25 protein-coding genes and 1 tRNA gene are annotated in these 22,331 nt (G+C 41.7%); 11 read left to right on the forward strand and 15 right to left on the reverse strand.

Features of this window, described 5'->3' with window-relative positions; genetic code table 11:
• Positions 1-154: 154 nt before the first annotated feature.
• The 4 genes from rplM (at position 155) to tsf (ending at position 3,268) form a co-directional block, all read left to right on the forward strand.
• Positions 155-610, forward strand: coding sequence for a 50S ribosomal protein L13 (gene rplM, locus ACRHOZ_RS11660; protein ID WP_138835580.1), 456 nt, complete (start codon positions 155-157; stop codon positions 608-610).
• Positions 610-996 (forward strand): 30S ribosomal protein S9, encoded by a 387-nt coding sequence (rpsI, locus tag ACRHOZ_RS11665; protein WP_138835582.1) that lies wholly within the window; start codon positions 610-612, stop codon positions 994-996. Before rplM ends, rpsI begins: the two co-directional genes overlap by 1 nt.
• A gap of 209 nt (positions 997-1,205) precedes the next feature.
• A complete protein-coding gene (gene rpsB / locus ACRHOZ_RS11670; RefSeq protein ID WP_431125806.1) occupies positions 1,206-2,336 on the forward strand; it encodes a 30S ribosomal protein S2 in 1,131 nt (376 codons plus the stop codon).
• 107 nt (positions 2,337-2,443) lie between these two features.
• Positions 2,444-3,268 carry a translation elongation factor Ts gene (gene tsf, locus ACRHOZ_RS11675; RefSeq protein ID WP_431125808.1) on the forward strand — a complete coding sequence of 275 codons (825 nt, stop codon included), beginning with the start codon at positions 2,444-2,446 and terminating at the stop codon, positions 3,266-3,268.
• A gap of 68 nt (positions 3,269-3,336) precedes the next feature.
• On the opposite strand, the gene ACRHOZ_RS11680 is transcribed toward tsf, so the two are convergent.
• The 4 genes from ACRHOZ_RS11680 to ACRHOZ_RS11695 are packed head-to-tail and all read right to left on the reverse strand — an operon-like array spanning position 3,337 to position 6,429.
• On the reverse strand, positions 3,337-4,152 hold the full coding sequence (locus tag ACRHOZ_RS11680; RefSeq protein ID WP_431125810.1) for a DUF4097 family beta strand repeat-containing protein: 816 nt from the start codon (positions 4,150-4,152) through the stop codon (positions 3,337-3,339).
• Positions 4,153-4,155: 3 nt separating this feature from the next.
• Positions 4,156-5,022 carry a DUF4097 family beta strand repeat-containing protein gene (locus tag ACRHOZ_RS11685; RefSeq protein WP_431125812.1) on the reverse strand — a complete coding sequence of 289 codons (867 nt, stop codon included), beginning with the start codon at positions 5,020-5,022 and terminating at the stop codon, positions 4,156-4,158.
• 56 nt (positions 5,023-5,078) lie between these two features.
• On the reverse strand, positions 5,079-5,873 hold the full coding sequence (locus tag ACRHOZ_RS11690; protein ID WP_431125814.1) for a hypothetical protein: 795 nt from the start codon (positions 5,871-5,873) through the stop codon (positions 5,079-5,081).
• 4 nt (positions 5,874-5,877) lie between these two features.
• Entirely contained in the window at positions 5,878-6,429 is a 552-nt protein-coding gene (locus ACRHOZ_RS11695; protein WP_431125816.1) for an RNA polymerase sigma factor, read from the reverse strand.
• 165 nt (positions 6,430-6,594) lie between these two features.
• On the opposite strand from ACRHOZ_RS11695, the gene pyrH reads away from it, so the two are divergent.
• From pyrH to ACRHOZ_RS11725, 6 genes are all read left to right on the forward strand, one after another.
• On the forward strand, positions 6,595-7,302 hold the full coding sequence (gene pyrH / locus ACRHOZ_RS11700; RefSeq protein WP_431125818.1) for a UMP kinase: 708 nt from the start codon (positions 6,595-6,597) through the stop codon (positions 7,300-7,302).
• 42 nt (positions 7,303-7,344) lie between these two features.
• On the forward strand, positions 7,345-7,899 hold the full coding sequence (gene frr, locus ACRHOZ_RS11705) for a ribosome recycling factor (RefSeq protein ID WP_431125820.1): 555 nt from the start codon (positions 7,345-7,347) through the stop codon (positions 7,897-7,899).
• Between the two features lie 75 nt (positions 7,900-7,974).
• Entirely contained in the window at positions 7,975-10,371 is a 2,397-nt protein-coding gene (locus ACRHOZ_RS11710) for an efflux RND transporter permease subunit (protein WP_431125822.1), read from the forward strand.
• An 86-nt stretch (positions 10,372-10,457) separates the two neighbouring features.
• The gene (gene asnS, locus ACRHOZ_RS11715) at positions 10,458-11,891 is read left to right on the forward strand and encodes an asparagine--tRNA ligase (RefSeq protein WP_431125824.1); all 1,434 of its coding nucleotides are present in this window, start codon (positions 10,458-10,460) and stop codon (positions 11,889-11,891) included.
• Between the two features lie 43 nt (positions 11,892-11,934).
• On the forward strand, positions 11,935-13,392 hold the full coding sequence (rpoN, locus tag ACRHOZ_RS11720; RefSeq protein WP_431125826.1) for an RNA polymerase factor sigma-54: 1,458 nt from the start codon (positions 11,935-11,937) through the stop codon (positions 13,390-13,392).
• Positions 13,392-13,994 (forward strand): hypothetical protein, encoded by a 603-nt coding sequence (locus ACRHOZ_RS11725; protein ID WP_431125828.1) that lies wholly within the window; start codon positions 13,392-13,394, stop codon positions 13,992-13,994. The genes rpoN and ACRHOZ_RS11725 overlap by 1 nt, the downstream gene beginning before the upstream one ends.
• Here the strand turns inward: ACRHOZ_RS11725 and ACRHOZ_RS11730 are convergent.
• The 10 genes from ACRHOZ_RS11730 to ACRHOZ_RS11775 all read right to left on the reverse strand — a co-directional run bounded on the left by ACRHOZ_RS11730 (position 13,989) and on the right by ACRHOZ_RS11775 (position 20,402).
• A complete protein-coding gene (locus tag ACRHOZ_RS11730) occupies positions 13,989-14,660 on the reverse strand; it encodes a porin family protein (protein ID WP_431125830.1) in 672 nt (223 codons plus the stop codon). The two genes, ACRHOZ_RS11725 and ACRHOZ_RS11730, sit on opposite strands and share 6 nt — an antisense overlap.
• Before the next feature lie 87 nt (positions 14,661-14,747).
• Positions 14,748-15,224, reverse strand: a complete 477-nt coding sequence (locus ACRHOZ_RS11735) for an ExbD/TolR family protein (protein ID WP_431125832.1) — start codon at positions 15,222-15,224, stop codon at positions 14,748-14,750.
• Between the two features lie 8 nt (positions 15,225-15,232).
• Complete coding sequence (locus ACRHOZ_RS11740) at positions 15,233-15,853, reverse strand: ExbD/TolR family protein (protein ID WP_431125834.1); 621 nt, start codon at positions 15,851-15,853, stop codon at positions 15,233-15,235.
• A 178-nt stretch (positions 15,854-16,031) separates the two neighbouring features.
• Positions 16,032-16,514 carry an ExbD/TolR family protein gene (locus ACRHOZ_RS11745; protein WP_249970193.1) on the reverse strand — a complete coding sequence of 161 codons (483 nt, stop codon included), beginning with the start codon at positions 16,512-16,514 and terminating at the stop codon, positions 16,032-16,034.
• 12 nt (positions 16,515-16,526) lie between these two features.
• Positions 16,527-17,144, reverse strand: a complete 618-nt coding sequence (locus ACRHOZ_RS11750) for an ExbD/TolR family protein (protein ID WP_138835612.1) — start codon at positions 17,142-17,144, stop codon at positions 16,527-16,529.
• Between the two features lie 12 nt (positions 17,145-17,156).
• A complete protein-coding gene (locus tag ACRHOZ_RS11755) occupies positions 17,157-17,603 on the reverse strand; it encodes a hypothetical protein (RefSeq protein ID WP_138835613.1) in 447 nt (148 codons plus the stop codon).
• A gap of 26 nt (positions 17,604-17,629) precedes the next feature.
• Entirely contained in the window at positions 17,630-18,364 is a 735-nt protein-coding gene (locus ACRHOZ_RS11760) for a MotA/TolQ/ExbB proton channel family protein (protein ID WP_138835615.1), read from the reverse strand.
• 78 nt (positions 18,365-18,442) lie between these two features.
• A tRNA-Ser gene (locus ACRHOZ_RS11765) sits at positions 18,443-18,530 on the reverse strand.
• Between the two features lie 69 nt (positions 18,531-18,599).
• Positions 18,600-19,625 carry an asparaginase gene (locus tag ACRHOZ_RS11770; protein WP_431125838.1) on the reverse strand — a complete coding sequence of 342 codons (1,026 nt, stop codon included), beginning with the start codon at positions 19,623-19,625 and terminating at the stop codon, positions 18,600-18,602.
• A gap of 9 nt (positions 19,626-19,634) precedes the next feature.
• Positions 19,635-20,402, reverse strand: a complete 768-nt coding sequence (locus ACRHOZ_RS11775; protein ID WP_431125840.1) for a TatD family hydrolase — start codon at positions 20,400-20,402, stop codon at positions 19,635-19,637.
• A gap of 37 nt (positions 20,403-20,439) precedes the next feature.
• Between ACRHOZ_RS11775 and ACRHOZ_RS11780 the strand changes: the two genes are divergently transcribed.
• Positions 20,440-20,883, forward strand: a complete 444-nt coding sequence (locus tag ACRHOZ_RS11780; RefSeq protein WP_431125842.1) for a retropepsin-like aspartic protease — start codon at positions 20,440-20,442, stop codon at positions 20,881-20,883.
• Positions 20,884-21,088: 205 nt separating this feature from the next.
• Here ACRHOZ_RS11780 and odhB read toward each other — a convergent pair whose 3' ends face one another.
• A complete protein-coding gene (odhB, locus tag ACRHOZ_RS11785; RefSeq protein WP_431125844.1) occupies positions 21,089-22,312 on the reverse strand; it encodes a 2-oxoglutarate dehydrogenase complex dihydrolipoyllysine-residue succinyltransferase in 1,224 nt (407 codons plus the stop codon).
• Between the last annotated feature and the right edge of the window lie 19 nt (positions 22,313-22,331).

The raw sequence follows: 22,331 nt of genomic DNA on the forward strand, positions 1-22,331 counted from the left end.
AATGGGGTAGATTTGACCCTTCCAAAGCAAGCTTTTCTTCATCGAAACAAAAAGTCAAAAATATTCCCAATCAACCATTTGTAATTCAATCTAATAATTGTACATTTGCAGCCCGTAATTCGGGATAGGTTTTTAAATCACTAATATTCTAGAAGTGGACACATTAAGTTATAAGACTATTTCTGCCAATAAATCTACCGTTGACAAGCAATGGTTATTGGTTGATGCTGAGGGAGAGACATTAGGTAGATTGTCATCTGTAGTAGCCAAGTTGCTAAGAGGTAAACACAAGCCAAACTTTACCCCCCATGTAGATTGTGGCGATAACATCGTTGTAATCAATGCTGAAAAAATTAACTTGAGCGGAAACAAATGGGCCGACAAAGAGTATCAAAGATACACTGGATACCCAGGAGGACAGCGTTCCACCACTGCACAAGAAATATTGGAAAAGCATCCTGAAAGACTTATTGAAAAGTCTGTTAAGGGAATGTTGCCCAAAAACCGATTGGGAGCTGATTTGTTCAGAAACCTTAAAGTATATGCCGGTGCAGAGCACGGTCAAGAAGCACAAAAGCCAAAAGCAATAAACTTAAACGACTACAAATAATGGAAGTGGTTCATAAGATTGGTAGAAGAAAAACTGCTGTAGCAAGAGTATATGTTTCTGAAGGAAAAGGAAACATCACCATAAACAAAAAGGAATTAAAGGATTACTTTACCACAGCTCCATTGCAATACAAGGTAAAACAACCTTTTGCCTTGACCGAAACTGAAGACACTTACGATGTTAAGGTAAATGTTTACGGTGGAGGAATCACTGGACAGGCGGAAGCTGTTCGTTTGGCATTGTCCAGAGCTTTGTGCGAAATAAATGAAGAGAACAGAACCGTTCTTAAGCCCGAAGGTTTGTTGACCAGGGATCCAAGAATGGTGGAAAGAAAGAAATTCGGTCAGAAGAAAGCCCGTAAGAAATTCCAGTTCTCCAAACGTTAGGATTTTCGGTGCATTTGCACCACATATTATAAGTTCATTGAAAACCCTGATGCATTTCAGGGTTATATTTTTAACCAAGTTGTCGTTGTTCCAAAAAGGAAAAAACGAACTTTTTGGAATTTAGTTTAGCATCTAAATGGGCTGGGCGCGCAGTTTGCAACCACCAACCCATTGCTACTACAACGGAACGTAAACTAAGTACAAAAAAAATGGCAAGTAACGTCGAAGTTAAAGACTTATTGGAAGCAGGTGTGCACTTTGGACACCTAACCCGAAAGTGGAACCCAAACATGTCTCCTTACATCTATATGGAGCGTAACGGGATCCACGTAATCAATCTCTACAAAACAGTAGCAAAGCTTGATGAGGCCAACGAAGCCCTTAAGAAAATTGCTGCTTCCGGTAGAAAAATTCTTTTTGTAGCCACAAAAAAACAAGCAAAGGATATTGTCGCAGACAAAGTATCCAAAATCAACATGCCTTACATCACTGAAAGATGGCCAGGTGGTATGTTGACCAATTTCGTAACTATCCGTAAGGCGGTTAAGAAAATGGCGTCCATTGACCGTATGAAAAAAGACGGAACTTTCAACACACTTTCCAAAAAAGAAAGATTGCAAGTAGATCGTCTTAGAGCAAAATTGGAAAAAAACTTGGGTTCCATTGCTGATATGACCCGATTGCCAGGTGCCATTTTCATCGTGGATACCATGAGAGAACACATTGCAGTTAAAGAGGCCCAAAAGTTGAACATCCCAATCTTTGCGATAGTGGATACCAACTCAGACCCAAGACCAATTGACTATGTAATTCCTGCCAATGATGATGCTGGAAAATCCATAGAAGTTATCATGGGACAGGTAACGGAAGCAGTTGCGGAAGGTTTGGCAGAACGCAAAAACGACAAGCAAGAAGAAAAAGAAGCTCCGGTTGCAAAAGAGGAAGCTCCAGTAAAAGAGGAAAAAGCAGCTGAGCCAGTGCAAGAGGAAAAACCTGCTGTTGAGGCCAAAGAAGAGCCAAAAGTAGAAGAAGTTGCAAAAGAGGAAGCTAAGGAGGAGCCAAAACCAGCTAAAACCAAAGCAGCTAAGGCTGACGATTTGACCAAAATTGAAGGCGCTGGACCAAAAGCGGCAGAAGCGCTTGTAAATAGCGGAATTGACACCTATGCAAAATTGGCGAAAGCTGATCCTGAGAAAATCAAGGAGATCCTAACGGAGGCCAGCTCAAGAATGGCTCATTTGGACCCAACTTCTTGGCCAAAGCAAGCTCAAATGGCTGCTGATGACAAGTGGGATGAGCTTAAGGAATGGCAAGAGAACGCCAAAGGAGGCGTAGAATAATCAATTGATAACATTAGGCTAAAACAAAACACTGCCAACAGTGTTTATTTTACATAAATTTTAAAAAGATTTCCGCTTTTGCGGAAAAGACTAAAAAAAATCAAATTATGGCAAAGATTACCGCCGCAGAAGTAAATAAACTAAGAAAGACCACCGGAGCTGGGATGATGGATTGCAAGAATGCTTTGGTTGAAGCTGATGGTGATTTTGATAAAGCAATTGAAATCCTTCGTAAAAAAGGACAAAAAGTAGCTGCCAAAAGAGCAGACAGAGATTCCTCTGAAGGAGCTGCTATCGCAAAAGTAAATGCAGATAGCTCCACTGGTGTAATCATCTCCTTGAACTGTGAGACCGATTTTGTGGCCAAAAACGAAACCTTTGTTACCCTTGCCAACGATCTAGCTGATCTAGCACTTGGTTTTGACAACAAAGATGCCTTCTTGGCTGCTCCCTTTAACGGGATGACCGTTGCTGAAAAATTGACGGAGCAAACTGGTGTGATCGGTGAGAAAATTGAAATTGGAAGCTTTGAGAAATTGGATGCCCCATTCGTTGGATCATACATCCACGCTGGTAACAAAATTGCTACATTGGTTGGTTTGTCCGCATCTGTTGATGGTGCCGCAGAAGCTGCTAAAGATGTTGCCATGCAAGCCGCAGCTATGAACCCAGTGGCCCTTAACGAAGAAGGTGTAGATCAATCCGTTATTGACAAGGAAATTGAGATTGCAAAAGATCAATTGCGTCAAGAAGGAAAACCAGAAGCTATGTTGGAAAACATCGCCAAAGGAAAACTACAGCGTTTCTTCAAAGACAATACTTTGGTAAATCAAGCTTTTATCAAGGACAGCAAGCAAAGCGTTGCACAATACGTAAAATCTGTTGACTCCGATTTGGAGGTGACCGGATTCCAAAGAGTAGCTTTAGGATAAACATCCTAAACCCAAAAAAGAAAAACGCTCCCGATCGGGAGCGTTTTTTGTTTGTGCACGGGGCTATTTTATTTCGATTTTATCAAAATATCTCCATTAAAGGTTTTGAACAGCATTTCCGGGCCTCCTCCATTTATGGTACCCCTTACCCATTGTTCAATCTTTACTTTATACGTTCCAGAAGAGGAATTCTGGTTGACCTCAGGTTGGTTGGCAGTGACCTTCATATCAAAATCCGTATAAATATCCCCCATATCCGTTTTGGCCTTCACATTGGCCTTAAGACTGCTGGGAAAGGTAATATCCAAATCCCCATTTAGGCTACTAAAAGCCATGTTGGCATCTTGGGCAATGCTCAGAAAATCCACCTTAACATCTCCGTTTACCGTATCAGCGGTGGCAGACCCGCTGACACTTTCCAAGACAATTTCCCCATTGACATTGGTTATTTCCATTTCACCGCTGATTCCTTTCACGCTAATATCACCATCATTGACTGTGGAGAGTTTAACCGAAAAGGCCTTTGGCACCTTTACATGAATGTGGGTGGACTTGTTCCATTGCTCATTGATCACATGTACCACATTATCTTTTTCTTCGGCACCAATGTTCAATGATGAACTATTGATTCGTTTCAGGCCGTTCTTTTCCTTGTGCCCGTTATCATGGTCATGCTCCCCGCCAAAAGAAGCCTTGATCACCACTTCTTTACCGTCATAAGCTTCAACGGAAATGGAACCCGATATTTGGTCAATAACCAATTTCCCTGGGTTTTGTGGATTACTCAATGGCACAGAGAACAAATCAATACTCTTTTCTTGTGCGGTACCCTCAACCATACAAATGGCAACGGCCAGAATTACTAATGCTTTTATATTTTTCATGACTTATATCTTTTTGATGAATACGTTTCCATTTAATGTTTCAAAATCGTGATCTACAAGTCCAGAACCTATTTGCACCACGGGTTTCGCTTCGAATCTATATTTGGGCTTATTTCCCTTTTCCATGGTCTTATCGGTTTTCATGAACTGCTTGTTCACATCAAAATCGGTATATAGCTCCCCATTCATACTTTTAAATGAGATGGAGGCAGACAATGCCTTTTGATACTTAATGGTTATATCCCCATTTAAGGAATAATATGTTGAGGCATTCTTAGGGTTGGCGGCATAGGATATGTTAACATCCCCGTTGATACAATGAACTTTTGTAGTTCCTGTAATATCCGTAAGGGTAATACCTCCGTTGATATTCTCAGCACTTACAACATCTCCCCGTGTGTTCTTAACGGTCACCTCTCCATCATTGACGGTACTTACATTGACATGAATTTTGTTAGGCACTTTTATTTTAAAATTCAAGATATGCCCATAAGAAGGTTCATCGTGGTTGTTGCACCAATTGAATCTTAAGTTTTCCCCATCAAAATCCGCATAGGGAGCATCTGGGTACAGAACTATTCGGTTGGCCTTTTCAATGACCCCAAGATTCAACTCTTGCTTTCCCAAGTCCAAATCCTCTTGGTTTTTTGCTGAAATGATTTTCTCCACTTCCACAACAACTTGGGTACCAGCATAACCTTCAACGGTAATATCCCCAAAGACATTCTTTACAATCAGGCTATGATCGGATTGGTTGGAAAAGGCAATTTCCTTCTTGATAAGTTCCCTAAACTCCTTCTTTTGGGCATGTAACCCGGACAAGGCCACCAAAAGGCTCAGACTTGCCATAAAAATTAATTGTTTCATCATTTTTTAATTTGACTGTTCGTGATTTGATTATGCCGCAAGGGCGATTGATAAATAAACTAGATTATTGATTCTATTGAATTTTTGATTTTCTTCTGCACCGTGGTATCCAACTTTCTTTCCTGGAGCAGTTGTTTAAAAGGTTCTATGGATGCTTTCTCCTGTAGGGCCACCATTAAGTTGGCCAGGGTTATCTGAAGAATCGGCGATTCCTGATTGGGGATGGACTGCACCAACCCCAGACGCACGATCGGATGGTCTACATAATTGGTCAGGGATTCTATGGCTGCCAAGCGTACATTTACGTTGGAATCCTGGTTAAGGGTTTGAAGCAATGCCTTGATCACAATCTCATCGGCATCTGCAAATTTATTGGCTTCACTTACCCCTTGCAATCGCTGATTGGCAGAAGGTTGTTCCAATAAGGTCAAGACCAATTTCTGCCTAACACTTTCCGTTTCCTCGTTGACCACAACATTGTCAACAGGAATATCCTTACTCTTCGAATTCAAAAAATACCCCACCGTTATTCCCAGACCCAAAAGAAAAAGTCCAAATACCCATTGCGCCCTAGGGAAAGGCCAAAACCAAAGGGGAAAACTTTTGCTTGTCGCTTTCTGGTTCTGCTTGTCCATTTCTTTGGAAAGCATGTCAAAAAAAGCGGAATCCATGGCTTCGGATGGTTCGGGTGTTTTTAGATTTCCAACCATGTCCCAAGTATCCATCAGCGCTTGCATTTCCAATTGTAACCCTGGGGAATCTTGCAACAGTTTTTCAAACTCCTTCATCTCATCTTCATGCATACTGCCTGACAGGTAATCCATCATTTGCATTTTCAATTGTTCCTTATCCATGTCTTTAAACCGTTTCTAGTTGTAAAAAAATATTTCTTAACTCCTTCAAGGCCCTATGTACCCTTACCTTGGCTGCACCTTCGGAACATCCAATGGTTTCTCCAATTTCCTTGAACTTCATTTCCCTGTATTTACTAAGCACCAACAGTTCCCTTTTTTCATCTGGCAGTTGCGCCATGGCCCTTTTTATTTGATAGGCCTTATCCTCCATTTCCACCTTTTCCGAAAACGTATCAGTTTCAACATGGACATCCTCGGGATTGGTACCCACTGCTATTTTGTTTTTCGCTGCTTTTTTGTGGTAATCATAATTGACATTCCTCGCCATTCTGAACATCCAAGCTGCAAACGACCCATTTCCCGCATACGAACTTCTGTATTTGAGCATGCGTACGAATACATTCTGAACCAAATCCTCACTAACTGACGGATTGTTGCCCAAGTTGTAAAAGAACCCAAAGAGCCTTTTTTTATGTCGCTCATACAGCAAGCCCAACTTATCCAAGTCCCCGGATTTTACTTTGAGCATGAGCATGTCGTCGGTTAGGTTTTGCAATTTGATGGTGTTTTTTTTGGCTTGTTGAATGATATACTGCCCATTTTTTAGATGGTTACAGAATCTATGATTTTTTTTGTTCAATTTGATGGAAAACCATCGTTAGTTCCACCAATTCCCATAAATATTTTTGATTATTTTTGTCCGGACTTCAAGATATCCTCAATGCAATACAAAAGAGTTTTACTAAAACTTAGTGGAGAAGCCCTAATGGGCGAACAACAATATGGAATAGATGCGAAACGGCTTGCAGAATATGCGGAAGATATAAAGTCCGTGGTGGAAAAGGGCATTGAGGTTGCCATCGTTATTGGAGGAGGCAACATTTTTAGAGGTCTGTCCGGCGCAAGCCAAGGAATGGATCGTGTTCAAGGTGACCATATGGGGATGCTGGCAACGGTAATCAATGGTCTGGCCTTACAAAGCGCTCTGGAATTGCAAGGTGTAGAAACCCGATTGCAATCTGCAATCAAAATCAACGAGGTAGCGGAACCATTTATCAGGCGTAGGGCCATGCGCCACTTGGAAAAAGGAAGAGTGGTTATTTTTGGAGGCGGAACCGGAAATCCGTATTTCACCACAGATTCTGCCGCGGTACTTAGAGCCATTGAAATCAAGGCCGATGTAATTCTCAAAGGTACCCGAGTAGATGGTATCTACACGTCGGATCCGGAGAAAGACAAAACTGCGACCAAATTTGATTCTATTTCCTTTAACGATGTCCTTTCCAAAGGATTGAAAGTAATGGACACCACCGCCTTTACACTAAGTCAAGAAAACGAGCTGCCCATTGTGGTCTTTGATATGAACACAAGAGGCAACCTTATGCGAATAGTTTCTGGGGAAAACATTGGAACCGTGGTCAATATCTAAAATTGGTACGAGCTTTGATGCCAGATGTAAAAATTTAGGATTATGAACGAAGAAGTAACTTTTATTCTAGACACTACCAAGGAAAGTATGGAAGGGAGCATTTCCCATTTGGAAAAGGCCCTGGTAAAAATTCGTGCGGGTAAAGCCAGCCCTGTAATGCTTTCAACTGTAATGGTGGAATATTACGGCTCGCCCACGCCACTTTCCCAGGTTTCAAACATCAATACTCCGGACGCACGTACCATATCCGTACAACCTTGGGAAAAATCACTTCTTCAAGAAATAGAAACTGCCATTATGAATGCCAATCTGGGTTTTAATCCCATGAACAATGGCGAGATGGTCATCATTAATGTCCCGCCTTTGACTGAGGAGCGTAGGATTCAATTGGTGAAACAAGCTAAATCAGAAGCTGAAGATGCTAAAGTGAGCATTAGAAACGCTAGGCAAGATGCCAACAAGGAGCTTAAGAAACTTGAAATCTCAGAAGATTTATTAAGCAATGCCGAAGTCGACGTTCAAGAATTAACGGACACTTTCAGCAAAAAAGTGGATGCCATTCTTTCTGTCAAAGAGACAGAAATCATGAAGGTTTAGTCCCCTGAAACAACCCTTGGTTATCTTTAGGAACACAAACAATCATTTTCTACCTTTGCGCCCAATAAAAATCGTATGGTAGCAAAGCTTACAAGAGGATTTTGGCCCACGGTCGCACGTCTAATTCTGCGCAATAGAATTTTGATCCTTCTTGGGGTTGCCGCCTTTACGGTCTTCTTGGCCGTGCAGTGGAAGAACATGCAGTTCTCCAACACGGAAGCCAACATTCTGCCGGATGACCACCCAGCCACTGTACAGTACAATGCCTTTAAAAGTATTTTTGGGGAGGAAGGCAATGCCATAGTGCTCGCTATTAGGGATTCTTCTTTGTTTACCCCCAGTAACTTCAATCGGTGGAACAAGTTGAGCAAACAATTGGATGCTTTCCCCGAGATTGACTACGTTATTTCTACAGACAATCTCAAAGTTCTGAAGAAGGACAATGAACAGCAGGTGTTTGTCATGGAGCCCCTGATTCAGGAAGTACCCCAGACCGAAGAGGAAATAAATGCCATAAGGACCCATCTTTTTAAGGAACTTCCTTTCTACGATAATCTAATCTATAACGCTGAAAGTGAAACCATCCAAACCATCATCTACCTGGATAAGGACATTATGAACACAGCCGTTCGGAATGAATTTATCCTGAATGATTTGGGTGATTTGGTCAAGATTTTTGAGGAAGAAACCAACTTGGACGTCCGTGTTTCCGGAATGCCATATATCCGTACCTGGAATACCAAATCCATTGTGGATGAGATTGGCATCTTTATCGTGGCTGCCCTTCTAGTGACATCTCTTATTTTCTTTTTCTTCTTCAGGAGTTTCAGGGCAACCTTTATCTCCATGTTTGTGGTAATTATTGGGGTGATGTGGGCCTTTGGAATCTTGGGCCTTTTCCGATATGAAATAACCATACTTACAGCGCTTATTCCGCCTTTGATCATTGTGATTGGAATTCCCAATTGCATTTTCTTGATCAACAAATACCAGCAAGAGGTAAAAAAACACGGAAATCAGGCCCTTTCCCTGCAAAGGGTCATTTCCAAAATTGGGAATGCCACTTTGATGACCAACATCACCACAGCTTCGGGATTTGCCACTTTTATCATTCTTGATAGCGATCTGCTAAAGGAATTTGGTATTGTAGCTTCCATCAACATTGTTGGGATTTTCATCCTATCACTATTGATTATCCCGATCCTGTACAGTTTTATGCCGCTTCCCAAGACCAAGCACTTAAAACACTTGAACAAAAAGTGGATTGATATGTTCGTAAACTGGATGGAACATATCGTTAGAAATCACCGTATTGCTGTCTACATTACCTCGGTCATTGTGTTGGTGTTGAGTATTATCGGCATTTACCAAATTGAAATCACGGGTAGTAGAATTGAAGATCTGCCGAAAAACACCCACTACTTTAAGGACATTCGTTTTTTTGAGGAAGAATTTGATGGTATCATGCCCATGGAAATAGTGGTGGACACCAAGCGAAAAAACGGAGTTACCAAACCAGCCACCCTAAGACGTATGGATCAATTGGGAACCGTTATTGAGGAGATACCCGAACTGTCCAAGCCAGTGTCGGTGGTCAACCTGGTAAAATATTCCAAGCAGGCCTTTTACAATGGTATCCCTAAATATTATCAGCTCCCTACCTCCCAGGAAAACACCTTTATCATGGATGTGGTCAGAAAATCCTCAAGCGACGGTGACCTACTTGAAAGTTTTGTGGATAGCACTGGACAGACAGCAAGATTGACCACTTATATGCGTGATGTGAAAATTGACCGCATGGAGGAAATCGAGAAAGATGTTCAGGAATCCATCACCAAGTTCTTTCCTTCGGAACGATTTAATGTATACATGACGGGCAAGGCCTTATTGTTCCTTAAAGGAACAAGATACTTAGTCAAGAATTTACTCTTGTCACTAGCGCTGGCCATTGGACTTATTTCATTGTTTATGGCCTATTTGTTCCGTTCGTTCAGAATGATTGTCATTTCATTGGTACCCAACTTACTCCCGTTGGTCATTACCGCCGGGGTAATGGGTTATCTAGGCGTGCCAATCAAGCCTTCCACAATTTTGGTATTTAGCATCGCATTTGGAATCTCGGTGGACGACACCATTCACTTCTTGGCCAAATACCGACAGGAACTGGCCACCCATAAATGGCATATCAAAAGGTCTGTATATGCTGCGCTTAGAGAAACTGGGGTTAGTATGTTCTACACCTCCATTGTTTTGTTCTTTGGGTTTTCCGTATTCATAATTTCCAATTTTGGAGGCACCAAGGCTTTGGGAGGGTTGGTATCCGCCACCTTGCTTTTTGCCATGCTTGCCAATTTGATTTTGCTTCCATCCCTACTCCTATCATTGGAACGAAGCATTGCCAACAAACAAGTACTCAAAAAACCACAGATAGATATCCTTCCGCAGGAAGAGGTCAATATCAAGGACAAATAGCCAAAAGGACTGTTTTAATTGCAGTTTAGGTGTTATCCTTTTTGACCAAAAAGCTATCTTTACCGCTTAATTTACCATAGATTATAATGAAGTCTTATTCTGTAAAAGAACTGCTTACAAAGCAACCGATTGGAGAAAGTGTGGAGGTGAACGGATGGGTAAAAACCTTTAGAAGTAACCGTTTTGTAGCGCTCAATGATGGATCTACGATTCATAACCTTCAATGTGTTGTCGACTTTGAAAATTTTGATGAGGAATTGCTCAAGCAGATATCCACAGGTGCCGCCTTAAAGGTAACTGGAACCCTTGTTGAAAGCCAAGGTAGAGGTCAGAGTGTGGAAATCCAGGCAACAGACGTCTTTGTCCATGGTACTGCAGACCCAGAGACATATCCAATTCAACCTAAAAAACACTCTTTGGAATTTCTAAGGGAGAAAGCGCATTTAAGGGTACGCACCAATACGTTTTCAGCTGTGATGAGGGTACGATCTGCCCTGGCTTTTGCCGTTCACCAATATTTTCAGCAGAATGGCTTCTATTATATGCATCCCCCAATAATAACAGGCTCTGATGCCGAGGGAGCTGGGGAAATGTTCAGGGTAAGTACCTTGGACCCACAAAACACTCCCTTAACAGAAGACGGTGCGGTTGATTATTCCCAAGACTTCTTTGGAAAAGAGACCAACTTGACCGTTTCCGGACAGTTGGAAGCAGAAACCTACGCCATGGGATTGGGCAAGGTGTACACCTTCGGCCCCACGTTTAGGGCGGAAAATTCCAATACGTCCCGACACTTGGCGGAGTTCTGGATGATAGAACCGGAAATGGCTTTCTATGACCTGGATGCCAACATGGACTTGGCAGAGGATTTTATTCAATCCATCCTTAAATATGTGTTGGAGAACTGCAAAGATGACCTCGAGTTTTTGGAAAAGCGTCTTTTGGATGAAGAAAAATCCAAACCGCAAAACGAAAGGTCAGAGATGGCGCTTATTGAAAAGCTGAAGTTTATTGTGGATAACAACTTTAAACGTGTAAGCTATACGGAGGCCATCGACATATTAAGGAACAGCAAGCCCAACAAGAAAAAGAAATTCCAGTTCCCCATTAACGAATGGGGTGCCGATCTTCAAAGCGAACATGAGCGTTACTTGGTGGAAAAACACTTTAAGTGCCCCGTAATCCTCTTTGATTATCCAGCCAACATCAAAGCGTTCTATATGCGATTGAACGAAGACGGTAAAACAGTCCGGGCCATGGATGTTTTGTTTCCCGGGATTGGAGAAATTGTGGGAGGTTCGCAAAGAGAGGAACGCTTGGAAGTGCTCCAACAAAAAATCAAAGCGCTTGACATTGATGAGAAGGAGCTGTGGTGGTATCTTGATCTTAGACGATTTGGAACCGCCGTCCACAGCGGATTTGGGCTTGGGTTTGAACGCATGGTTCAATTTGCCACGGGAATGGGAAATATCCGTGATGTCATCCCCTACCCTAGGTTCCCGCAAAATGCGGAATTTTAATAGGATTGCGTAATTTTATCAGAAAGCAATACGGTAGTTTTTTATGCTAAAACAACATCTTCAATTCAAGCTTTCCCAGAAACTGTCCCCGCAACAGATTCAGCTTATGAAGTTGATTCAATTGCCCACCCAGGCCTTTGAACAACGATTAAAGCAAGAATTGGAGGAGAACCCTGCCTTGGAGAGTGGAAAAGAGGAAAAGGAAGGCATGGATGATGCGTATGAGGATGCCTTTGACGATTCAGCCGACAGCGAAACCATATCTGCTGACGAAATCAATATAGACGACTACCTTAGCGATGATGAGATTCCCGATTACCGTACCCAAACCAGCAACTATAGTGCGGATGACGACGAAAAGAGTATCCCTTATGCTTCCGGAATTTCGTTTAACCAATATTTGATCAACCAGCTCAACACCATTTATTTGGATGACCAGGAATGGGCCATTGCCGAGTTTTTGGTGGGAAGCGTAGATGAAAGTGGTTATATCCGCAGACCTCTTTCAGATATTATGGACGATTTGGCCTTTACCCAGAACATTTATGTGGAGGAAACCGACATTGAAGCAGTCCTAAGAACCGTCCAGGAATTGGATCCACCTGGTGTGGGAGCAAGGTCATTGGGAGAGTGTTTGATCATTCAGCTCAAAAGAAAGGAAAGAACCCCAGCAGTTGAATTGGCCATAACCATTTTGGAAAAATCCTTTGACCAGTTTACAAAGAAGCACTATTCCAAATTACTGCAAAAGCACCACATTGGCGAGGAGGAGCTCAAAGAAGCCATTTCGGAAATCGAGAAGTTGAATCCAAAACCCGGTGGCTCCTATGCCGGTAGCACCCGAATCATTGAACATATTGTTCCTGATTTTTCCATCAAAATTGTTGAGGGAGAATTGGAGCTGACCCTGAACGGTAGAAATGCACCTGAGCTGCACGTAAGCCGCGATTACAGCAATATGCTGGAGGGCTACAAAAATTCCAAGGAAAAATCCAAGGCCCAAAAAGACACAGTGCTTTTTATCAAGCAAAAACTGGATGCGGCCAAGTGGTTTATTGATGCGATCAAACAAAGGCAGCAAACCTTGTATGTGACCATGAGCTCCATTATGAACTACCAACGGGATTATTTCCTAAGTGGAGACGAACGTAAGTTGCGCCCGATGATTCTCAAGGATATTGCGGATCAAATTGGTATGGATGTTTCCACCGTTTCAAGAGTTGCCAACAGCAAATATGTTGACACTCCGTATGGCACCAAACTGATTAAGGAATATTTCTCAGAAGCCATGAAAAATGAGCAGGGAGAAGATGTTTCCACCAAAGAAATCAAAAAGATATTGGAAACCGTTATCGGTGAGGAAGAAAAGAAAAAGCCGTTAACTGACGATAAATTAGCCAAAATATTAAAGGAAAGAGGGTATCCCATAGCAAGGAGAACCGTCGCCAAATACCGAGAGCAGCTAGGAATACCTGTGGCGAGGTTAAGAAAGCAAATCTAATGCATCATTTCCTCAACATTATCTCGTACATTTTTCACCCTTTATTTGTCCCCATAGGAGGAACATTGCTCTTTTTCAGGTTAACCCCTTACAGTACTTTGGAAGTGCAGAGCGGTAACATTCTTCCCATTTTTATTCTAACAGTAATTATCCCGATTATTTTTTTTCTTATCCTGAAAAATCTAGGGGTCATTAAATCCATTTTCCTGCCCACCCTCCAGGAACGCAAGTATCCCTTATACATTAGCTGTGTGCTGATCCTTATGATTTTGTACAAGGTAATCCCCAACAACTACGTGAATGAGCTTTTCTTCTTTTTCACCGGTTTGTTGACCGCAACGGGGGCTGCCCTGATATTGCTGTTTCTCAAATTCAAGACCAGCATGCATTTACTGGGTATGGGAAGCTTGTTGATGTTCATGATTGGACTCAGCATCCACTTTGAACAAAACATCACCCTTGGAATAAGTTTGTTTACCCTGTTGACGGGGCTTGTTGCAACTTCCAGACTCTATCTCAAAGCCCACAGTAAAGCCGAATTATTGATAGGATTTGTTGTTGGAGTGGGATCCCAACTGCTTATTTTAAAGTACTGGCTATAAAATATAAAAAATCAAGCCGATACGCAGCACACGCATATCTATGGGTTCCCCACCTTCAATTTGGGTTCCATCTTCCAGCAATGGATTAAGGGCATAATAGGCATGAATATTCCAAGTATTATAGCCAAAACTCAAGGTCAATCCGTATTGCAGTTTTTCGATATCGCCATTCGAAAATCCCTCAGCCCCTGTTTCATCCATGACCAACCTTGACCTTCCAGAAAAGACATAGCCCAATCTGCCGCCTGCATAAATTCTCCAAAACTTATATTCCTCCGCAGTTGACGTACGCCACCTTAATTCCAAGGGAACTTCAACGGTATGGGTTTCCAATTTGCTTCTAACTATGTCGTCCGTACTCACCACTTCATAAGTGACGGCATCCCCAACTTGGGTGGCTTTAATATTGGTATAATAAGAATTGACGGCATATCCCAATCCAAGCCCAAATCCAACATTTCTTCTGCGTGATAGTGGAATATCTTTGATAAATCCCGTCTGCAGATTGTACGAAAGACTTCTTTGAACCACATCTGTTGGCCTATCCAGTAAAAAATTAAATCCCAATCCAACATAGAACTGATCTTCCAAGTATCTGTCATCCACCGGTTGCGGAGTTTGGGCAGAAATTCCCTGGATGGCAAACCAGCCCAAAAGCAATGTCATTAAAGAAGTCCAATTCCTCATAGGTAAAAGCAGTAAAAACAATCCAAAATACACATTTGGATTGTTTTTTAGCAAAAATTATCGGGCTTATTGTCCAGAAAGACTGTTGCCCTCGTAAGTGGTATAATTCACTTTTAGCAAATTTACTTTTCGCAGTTCTTCCTTGATATCGGAAACGATGCCCATACCCACTTTTTTGTCCACTTTTAAGGAAACCGTTACCAAATTTCTGATAGCATCCGGTTTTTTGGCAAGTTCTGATAGCACATAAGGAGCAACCTCATTCACATTGGCCAATCTTTTATCCAGTTGAATTTTAGGTTCTGCACCCAAAACCTTGGCCAAATCCTCGGTGGGTTTCCCAACATATATCTCAATGATCCGATCCTTCTTTTCCAATTTTTTGACTTGATCTGCCTTTGGCAGCTCATTGTCTACCAGCATAGGATAATCCTTGATGGTAGTCACCGTCATAAAAAAGAAGAGGAGCATAAATACAATATCCGGTAAGGACGCGGTTGAAATTGCCGGCATTCCTTTTTTGCTTTTTTTAAAATTTCCCATAATCTTTCTTATTTAATTTGATTGGTCTGTGCTTCGGACAACTGCATGGGAAACAAGTTCCTAATTGCCAAAATATGCTCCTTCAATTCCCTTTTGATTTCAGATGGGGTCTCAGCATCATAATAACGTTTCTCCATTTCCACAAAATCCATATTGAACAAACGTTGGGACTCCCTATTTCTCAATTCGTTATAAGCGGCTGTCAATTCATTTTGCACAGTAACATAGGTGCCATAGGTAGCCTCCCGGTCGCTGTTCAAAGAAATAATAGCTTCCTTGGGATGGTCTGATGAATTAGGATTTCGCGCTCCCATGCAATAGCTGCAATGGTTTTTCTCTCCCTGGATCTCTCCTCCATTGTCCAGAAATGCAATGGCTGCATTTCGAAGGTCTTTGAGCGGCATAACTTCGCTTTCCACCATGAGTTCATCATTTTTGTTCAGAACAATCCTAAACACGTTTCGCTCATTAAACGTAATAGGTGGTGTGGGTTCTTTTGAAGGTAACTTTCTATCCAATCCCATATCGGTTTGGATAGTTGCCGTGACCAAGAAAAAGATAAGTAACAGAAAGGCAATATCCGCCATGGACCCGGCATTCACTTCCGGGATTTCGTTGTTTCTAGCCATAATGAAAATATTTAGTTGGACGTAATGATTAATTAACCCGAATGGGCTATCCAAACCATCACAACAACTATTCCAAAACACTGGAGACCAAAACTATCCGGAAGATTTCATGAAAGTGCATAAAAAAACGCTCCAAATCTAAAACTTGGAGCGTTTTCCACTAAATCTAAGTTATTGTCTACTGCAGATTGTTGAAAGCATTACCTTCATAAGTCGTATAGTTGACCTTAAGGGCATTTACTTCTCTCAATTGTTGTTTAATATCGGCAATAAGACCCATATTGGCGTTCTTATCCACCTTCAATGCGGTAGTCAATACATTTTGTAATTCTTGTGGTTTTTTGGCACGCTCTGCCAAAATATAAGATCCTACCTCATCCACATTTGCAAACTTATCGTTTAACTGGATTTTTGGCTCAGTACCAAAAACCTTTTGATATTCTTGCGTAGGCTTCCCTACATAAATATAGATAACTCGGTCTTTTTTCTCCAACTTCTTGATTTCAGTTGCATTTGGAAGCGTATTTTCCACCAACAAAGAACTATCTTTCATCGTAGTTACTGTCATAAAAAAGAACAGTAGCATAAATACGATGTCTGGCAACGATGCGGTTGAAACCGCAGGCAAATCGCCATCTTTCTTTTTTGCAAACTTTGCCATACGTTAATTACTTTAGTTACTTGTTGTTTCAGCTTCCGATAGTTTCTGTGGAAACATATCTTGAATCCTCTTTACATCATCCTTCAGTTTTTCCAACTGCGATGCTGTAAATAAATCTTTGTTTTTTGGATCGAGATACTCCCCTTCCATTTCTACAAATGATCTACCAAAGATTCTTTGGGCTTCTCTGTTCCTAAGGTCGTTGTAAGCTCCTACCAACTCATTCTGAACGGTGATATAGGTACTGTACTTGGTTTCCCTATCGTTCTTTAGAGAGATAATCGCTTTGGATGGGTTATCCGAGGAAGCTGGATCTTTACGTCCCTTGCAGTAGTTGCAGGTACCATCCGCTCCATTTTCAAGAAAGTCCATGGCGGCTTTTCTCAAACCTTTCAGGTCCATCAACTCATCCTCAACCAGCAATTGTCCATTTTTATTGATGTTAACCGTAAAAATGTTCTTTTGCTTGATTACCACATCCTCCTCTGGCGGTTCCATTGGTGGCAACATACGATCCAATCCTGCATCTGTTTCAATGGTCGTGGTAACCAGGAAAAAGATAAGCAATAGGAAAGCGATGTCTGCCATAGAACCGGCATTCACTTCTGGTGCTCCTTTTCTTCTAGGCATAACTTTGAGTTTTTACTTAACAAACATTTTTTTCAACCCTGGAAAAACCATTAGAGCTACGGCTACGGCAGTTAGGATAAAGAAAACATTCAATCCCATGCCAATGTTTTTTACCGTTCCTTCCGTTGCGACAATGTTTGGATTGTTAGCAAATGAATCCGCTACCGCCTTTGCTTCTTCAGAAGAAGAAAGCCCATAAGAAATAGCTACCACAATGGCCAAACCTCCAAGTGCAAACAATGTTTTCTTGAGGCTTCCAGGTGTTGAAAGCAATTTTTTAAGTCCAAAGAACAATGAAGCCACAACAGCTATTGCCAATAATATGTACATTATAACGAACATGAAGTTCATTGATCCGCTATTAATGGCGTCTGGGTCATCAGCGGATGGTAGAGAGAACCAAAGTACGGCTGCTACCAACCCGATGACAATCAATACTATTTTAATTATTTTATTCATGATTCCCGATAGTTTAAATTTCGTAATTACTTTTTATGTGCTGCCAACATATCTATTAAAGATATGGAGGAGTCTTCCATGTCATTTACGATACTATCGATTTTTGCAATGATATAGTTGTAGAAAATTTGAAGGATAATCGCCGTGATCAAACCGAATACGGTTGTCAATAACGCCACCTGAATATCACCAGCAATCAACGAGGCGCTCAAGTTACCCACAGCTGCAATTTTCTGGAAGGCCGCAATCATACCAATTACCGTTCCCATGAACCCAAGCATGGGTGCAATAGCGATAAACAATGATAGCCAAGAAACGTTTTTCTCCAATTGTCCCATTTGTACCCCACCATAAGCCACAACAGCTTTTTCAGCGGATTCCAAACCTTCACCAGCTCTATCCAAACCTTGGTAGAAAATGGAAGCAACAGGTCCTTTGGTGTTTCTGCATACTTCTTTAGCAGCTTCAACACCACCGGAAGCCAAAGCGTCTTCCACTTGTTGCTTAAGTTTGGCAGAATTGGTACTGGCCAAATTCAAATAAATTATTCTCTCAATGGCAACCGCCAATCCCAAGATTAAACATAAAAGTACGATTCCCATGAAAGCTGGACCCCCTTGGATAAATTGTTCTTTCAAAACCTGGGTGAAACCTTTGCTGGCTTCGGCCGCGGCTTCATCTTGAAACATAGCTGCAGATGCAGATGTAGTTCCCATAACAAACATTCCGGCAGCAGCCAGAGTAAAGGATAATTTTTTCATTTTTCTAAAACTTAAATTTAGTTAGTTAATAATGTTAAAGATATAAAAATTTTTATACCAAAGAATTTTAATACCTAGCAGAGAGGAAGGGATTCGAACCCTCGATACACTTTTGGTGTATACACACTTTCCAGGCGTGCGCCTTCGACCACTCGGCCACCTCTCTAATTAATCTCAGTATAGGCCGAGCAATAAACGAAAAAATAATTATTTAACGAAATTTAAGGAGTTAATTTTAGTGCATTTCGCCCCTCAAAGAAGTTTCAAAAATCGTTTTAAAAAGCCTATGGGAAACACCGGTTCCCAATAGGTACATTGCCTTGGTAATTGCTGCCTCTGTCGTAATATCCTTTCCGTTAACCAATTGCATCTGCTTGAGCTTTTCGCTGGTTTCATAATGACCCATGACAACACTCCCTCCAGAGCATTGGGTCACATTAATAATATGCAATCCTTTTTTCACGGCCTTCTCAATCTCTTCCAAAAACCAAGCATCCATAGGAGCATTTCCGGCACCATAGGTTTCCAGAATCAGGACTTTTAATCCCGTTGCTTGCAAAGCTGATTTTAGCACTTCTTGATTCAATCCCGGAAAAAGTTTAAGCACCATGACATTGTCGTCCAAAGTCTTGTGCACTTGTAAGGGTTTTGATTTTGAAGGTCGTTTCAACAAATAGGAATGATGCACATTAAGATGCACTCCAGATTCTACCAAAGGCGGATGATTAAGGGAAGCGAACGCCTCAAAATGCTCTGCATTGATTTTGGTTGTCCTATTGGCCCTGTACAACTTATATTCAAAGTACAGTCCCACCTCCTGAATCACGGGTTTGCCCTTGCTCTGTAATGCAGCAATCTGAATGGAGGTAATTAGGTTTTCCTTTGCATCCGTGCGCAGGTCCCCAATGGGCAACTGCGACCCAGTAAAGATGACAGGTTTGGCCAAATTCTCCAACATAAAACTTAGGGCCGATGCTGAATAGCTCATGGTATCGCTCCCATGCAGCACCACAAAACCGTCATAAACTTTATAGTTTTCCTCAATCATGGTGGCAATGGTTGCCCAGTATTTAGGATTCATATTTGAAGAATCAATGGGATCCTCCAATGAAAGCCCTTGAATTTCACAATCCAGCTGGTTCAGTTCAGGAATATTGTTGACCAGCTCTTCAAAATTGAACGCTTTTAGAGCTCCAGTCTCATAATCCTTGACCATTCCGATGGTACCTCCCGTATAGATCAACAAAATGTTTGTCTTCATTTCTTTTGATTAAATTCCAAAAACCTGTTTTGAATTTTCCGTGGTTATGCTGGCGATCGCTTCTTTGCGCATGCCATAAATCTCAGATAACTTTTCCAATACCTTAATTATATAGGAACTCTCATTTCGCTTTCCTCTATAGGGCACCGGTGCCAGATATGGGGAGTCCGTTTCAAGAACAATATGCTCCAGGTCCACTTCATGTAAGAACTGATCTATTTTTCCATTTTTAAAGGTTGCCACCCCTCCAATTCCCAATTTCATATTGAACGAAATAGCTCGATGCGCCTGCTCCAAGGTTCCTGTAAAGCAATGGAATATCCCATACAAATCCTCACTTTTTTCCTGTTCCAAAACTTCAAATATCTCATCAAAGGATTCCCTGGAATGGATTACAATGGGAAGTTGGTATTTTTTGGCCAACCGGATTTGATGAATAAAAGCTTCTTGTTGTTGCATTAAAAAGGATTTATCCCAATACAAATCGATACCTATTTCCCCCACTGCGTAGAACTTTCTTTTGGCCAACATCTCCTCCACATGTTGCAATTCTTCCCTGAAGTTTTCCTTAACATGGGTAGGGTGCAATCCCATCATCAAAAAAACATTGTTGGGAAAGTCAGATTCCAAATCCAACATGGATTGGGTATAGGTGGAATCAATCGCTGGAATGAAGAATCGTTCCACTCCCAAATTCATAGCGGATTGTATGATTTGGGATCGATCTTCATCAAAGGCTTCGCTATACAAATGGGTATGTGTATCCGTTATAACCATAAAGCAAAAATAGGTTTATCTTTAATAAAAATTGTGGATGAAAACCCTCAAAAAATTCTTGAAATCCAAAAATTACGCACGGATACCCTTAGTGTTGACCGCCACCAACCATTTTGAAATTTCAGCCATGATCAATGGGGTCTCAGGTCGATTTATTCTGGATACGGGAGCCTCCAATACCTGTGTGGGCATGGATAAAATAGACTACTTCAAAATGATTTCTGAAGTATCTGATATCAAGGCCGCAGGAGCGGGTGCAACCGAGATGGAAACTTTGGTCTCCGCAAAAAATAAGGTTCAAATTGGCTCTTGGACCAAGAAAAAACAGAAAATCGTGCTGTTCGATTTAGTCCATGTAAATCAAGCCTTAACCTCACATAACTCCCTACCGGTAGATGGCATTATAGGTGCTGATATCCTTAAAAAAGCAAAGGCTGTTATCGACTATGATAAAAAGTGCCTGTTTTTGAAAAATCCGTGATCAATTATCCAAAAACCTTCACCGGGTTGGTTATTGGTTATTGGTTATTGGTTAAACATACAAAATGGACACAAGGTGATAAGGTGAGAGAATTCATGCAATTTTCCCATTTTCAAATTCAAGCATTTTCACATTTTGAAATTGTGATAGACACCAGAAAGTTACCTATCCCAAAAAGAGCGTCGGATACAAAATCGAACCTAACCTATAACTCCAGAGCCTTCTTCACATTGCCGTCCATCAGTAATTCTTCAGGACTTTCCAACGCTTCCTTCACGGCAACCAAGAATCCTACGGATTCCTTTCCATCAATGATTCTATGGTCATAAGACAGAGCCACATACATGATAGGCGCTATGACTACCTGTCCATCCTTGGCAATAGGTCTTTCCACAATATTGTGCATTCCAAGTATGGCACTTTGCGGAGGATTAATAATAGGCGTGGACAACATGGAGCCAAACACCCCACCGTTGGTTATGGTAAAGGTACCACCGGTCATTTCGTCCACAGTAATTTCACCTTCCCTGGCTCTAATCGCCAATCTTTTTACCTCTGATTCAACGCCTCTAAAAGTCAGATTCTCCGCATTTCTAATTACGGGCACCATAAGTCCTTTAGGCCCTGATACCGCTATACTGATATCACAAAAATCAAAAGACAACATTTCTTTGCCATCGATCATGGAATTTACCGCGGGATACATTTCCAAAGCGCGGACTACGGCCTTTGTGAAGAAGGACATAAACCCAAGGCTTACCCCGTGTTTTTCTTTAAAGGTTTCCTTGTATTCTTTTCGTAGTGCAAAAATCGGAGACATATCCACCTCGTTGAAGGTGGTCAACATGGCCGTTTCATTCTTGGCAGAAACCAATCGTTCAGCCACTTTTCTTCGAAGCATTGAAAGTTTGGAACGGGACTCTCCCCTATTTCCACCTGTTGGGGTTCCCATGGATGGAACCGCTTTTACAGCATCATCTTTGGTGATTCGTCCATCCCTTCCTGTTCCAGAAACGGAGGCAGCATCAATTCCCTTCTCATCCAAGATTTTCTTCGCCGCCGGAGAAGGAGTACCGGAAGCATAGGTTTCCTTTTTCGCTTCAGCCTCTTTTGGGGCTTCCACTTTTGCTGGTTCTTCCTTCGGTTCGGATTTGGCTTCTGCTGCAGGAGCTGCATCTCCCTCGGGCTTGGCGGCACTTGTGTCAATCAAACATACCACCTCACCTACGGCAACGGCATCACCTTCTTCAGCCTTTAAAGTTATGATTCCACTTTCTTCCGCTGGAAGTTCCAAAGTAGCTTTATCCGAATCGACCTCGGCAATGGCCTGATCTTTTTCCACGTAATCTCCATCTTGCACCAACCACTCTGCTATTTCTACCTCGGTTATGGATTCCCCTGGCGAGGGAACTTTCATTTCTAAAACCATGTTATTTTAGTTTATGCTT

Source organism: Flagellimonas flava (assembly GCF_050617915.1).
In the GTDB taxonomy this organism is placed as follows: Bacteria; Bacteroidota; Bacteroidia; order Flavobacteriales; family Flavobacteriaceae; genus Flagellimonas; species Flagellimonas flava_A.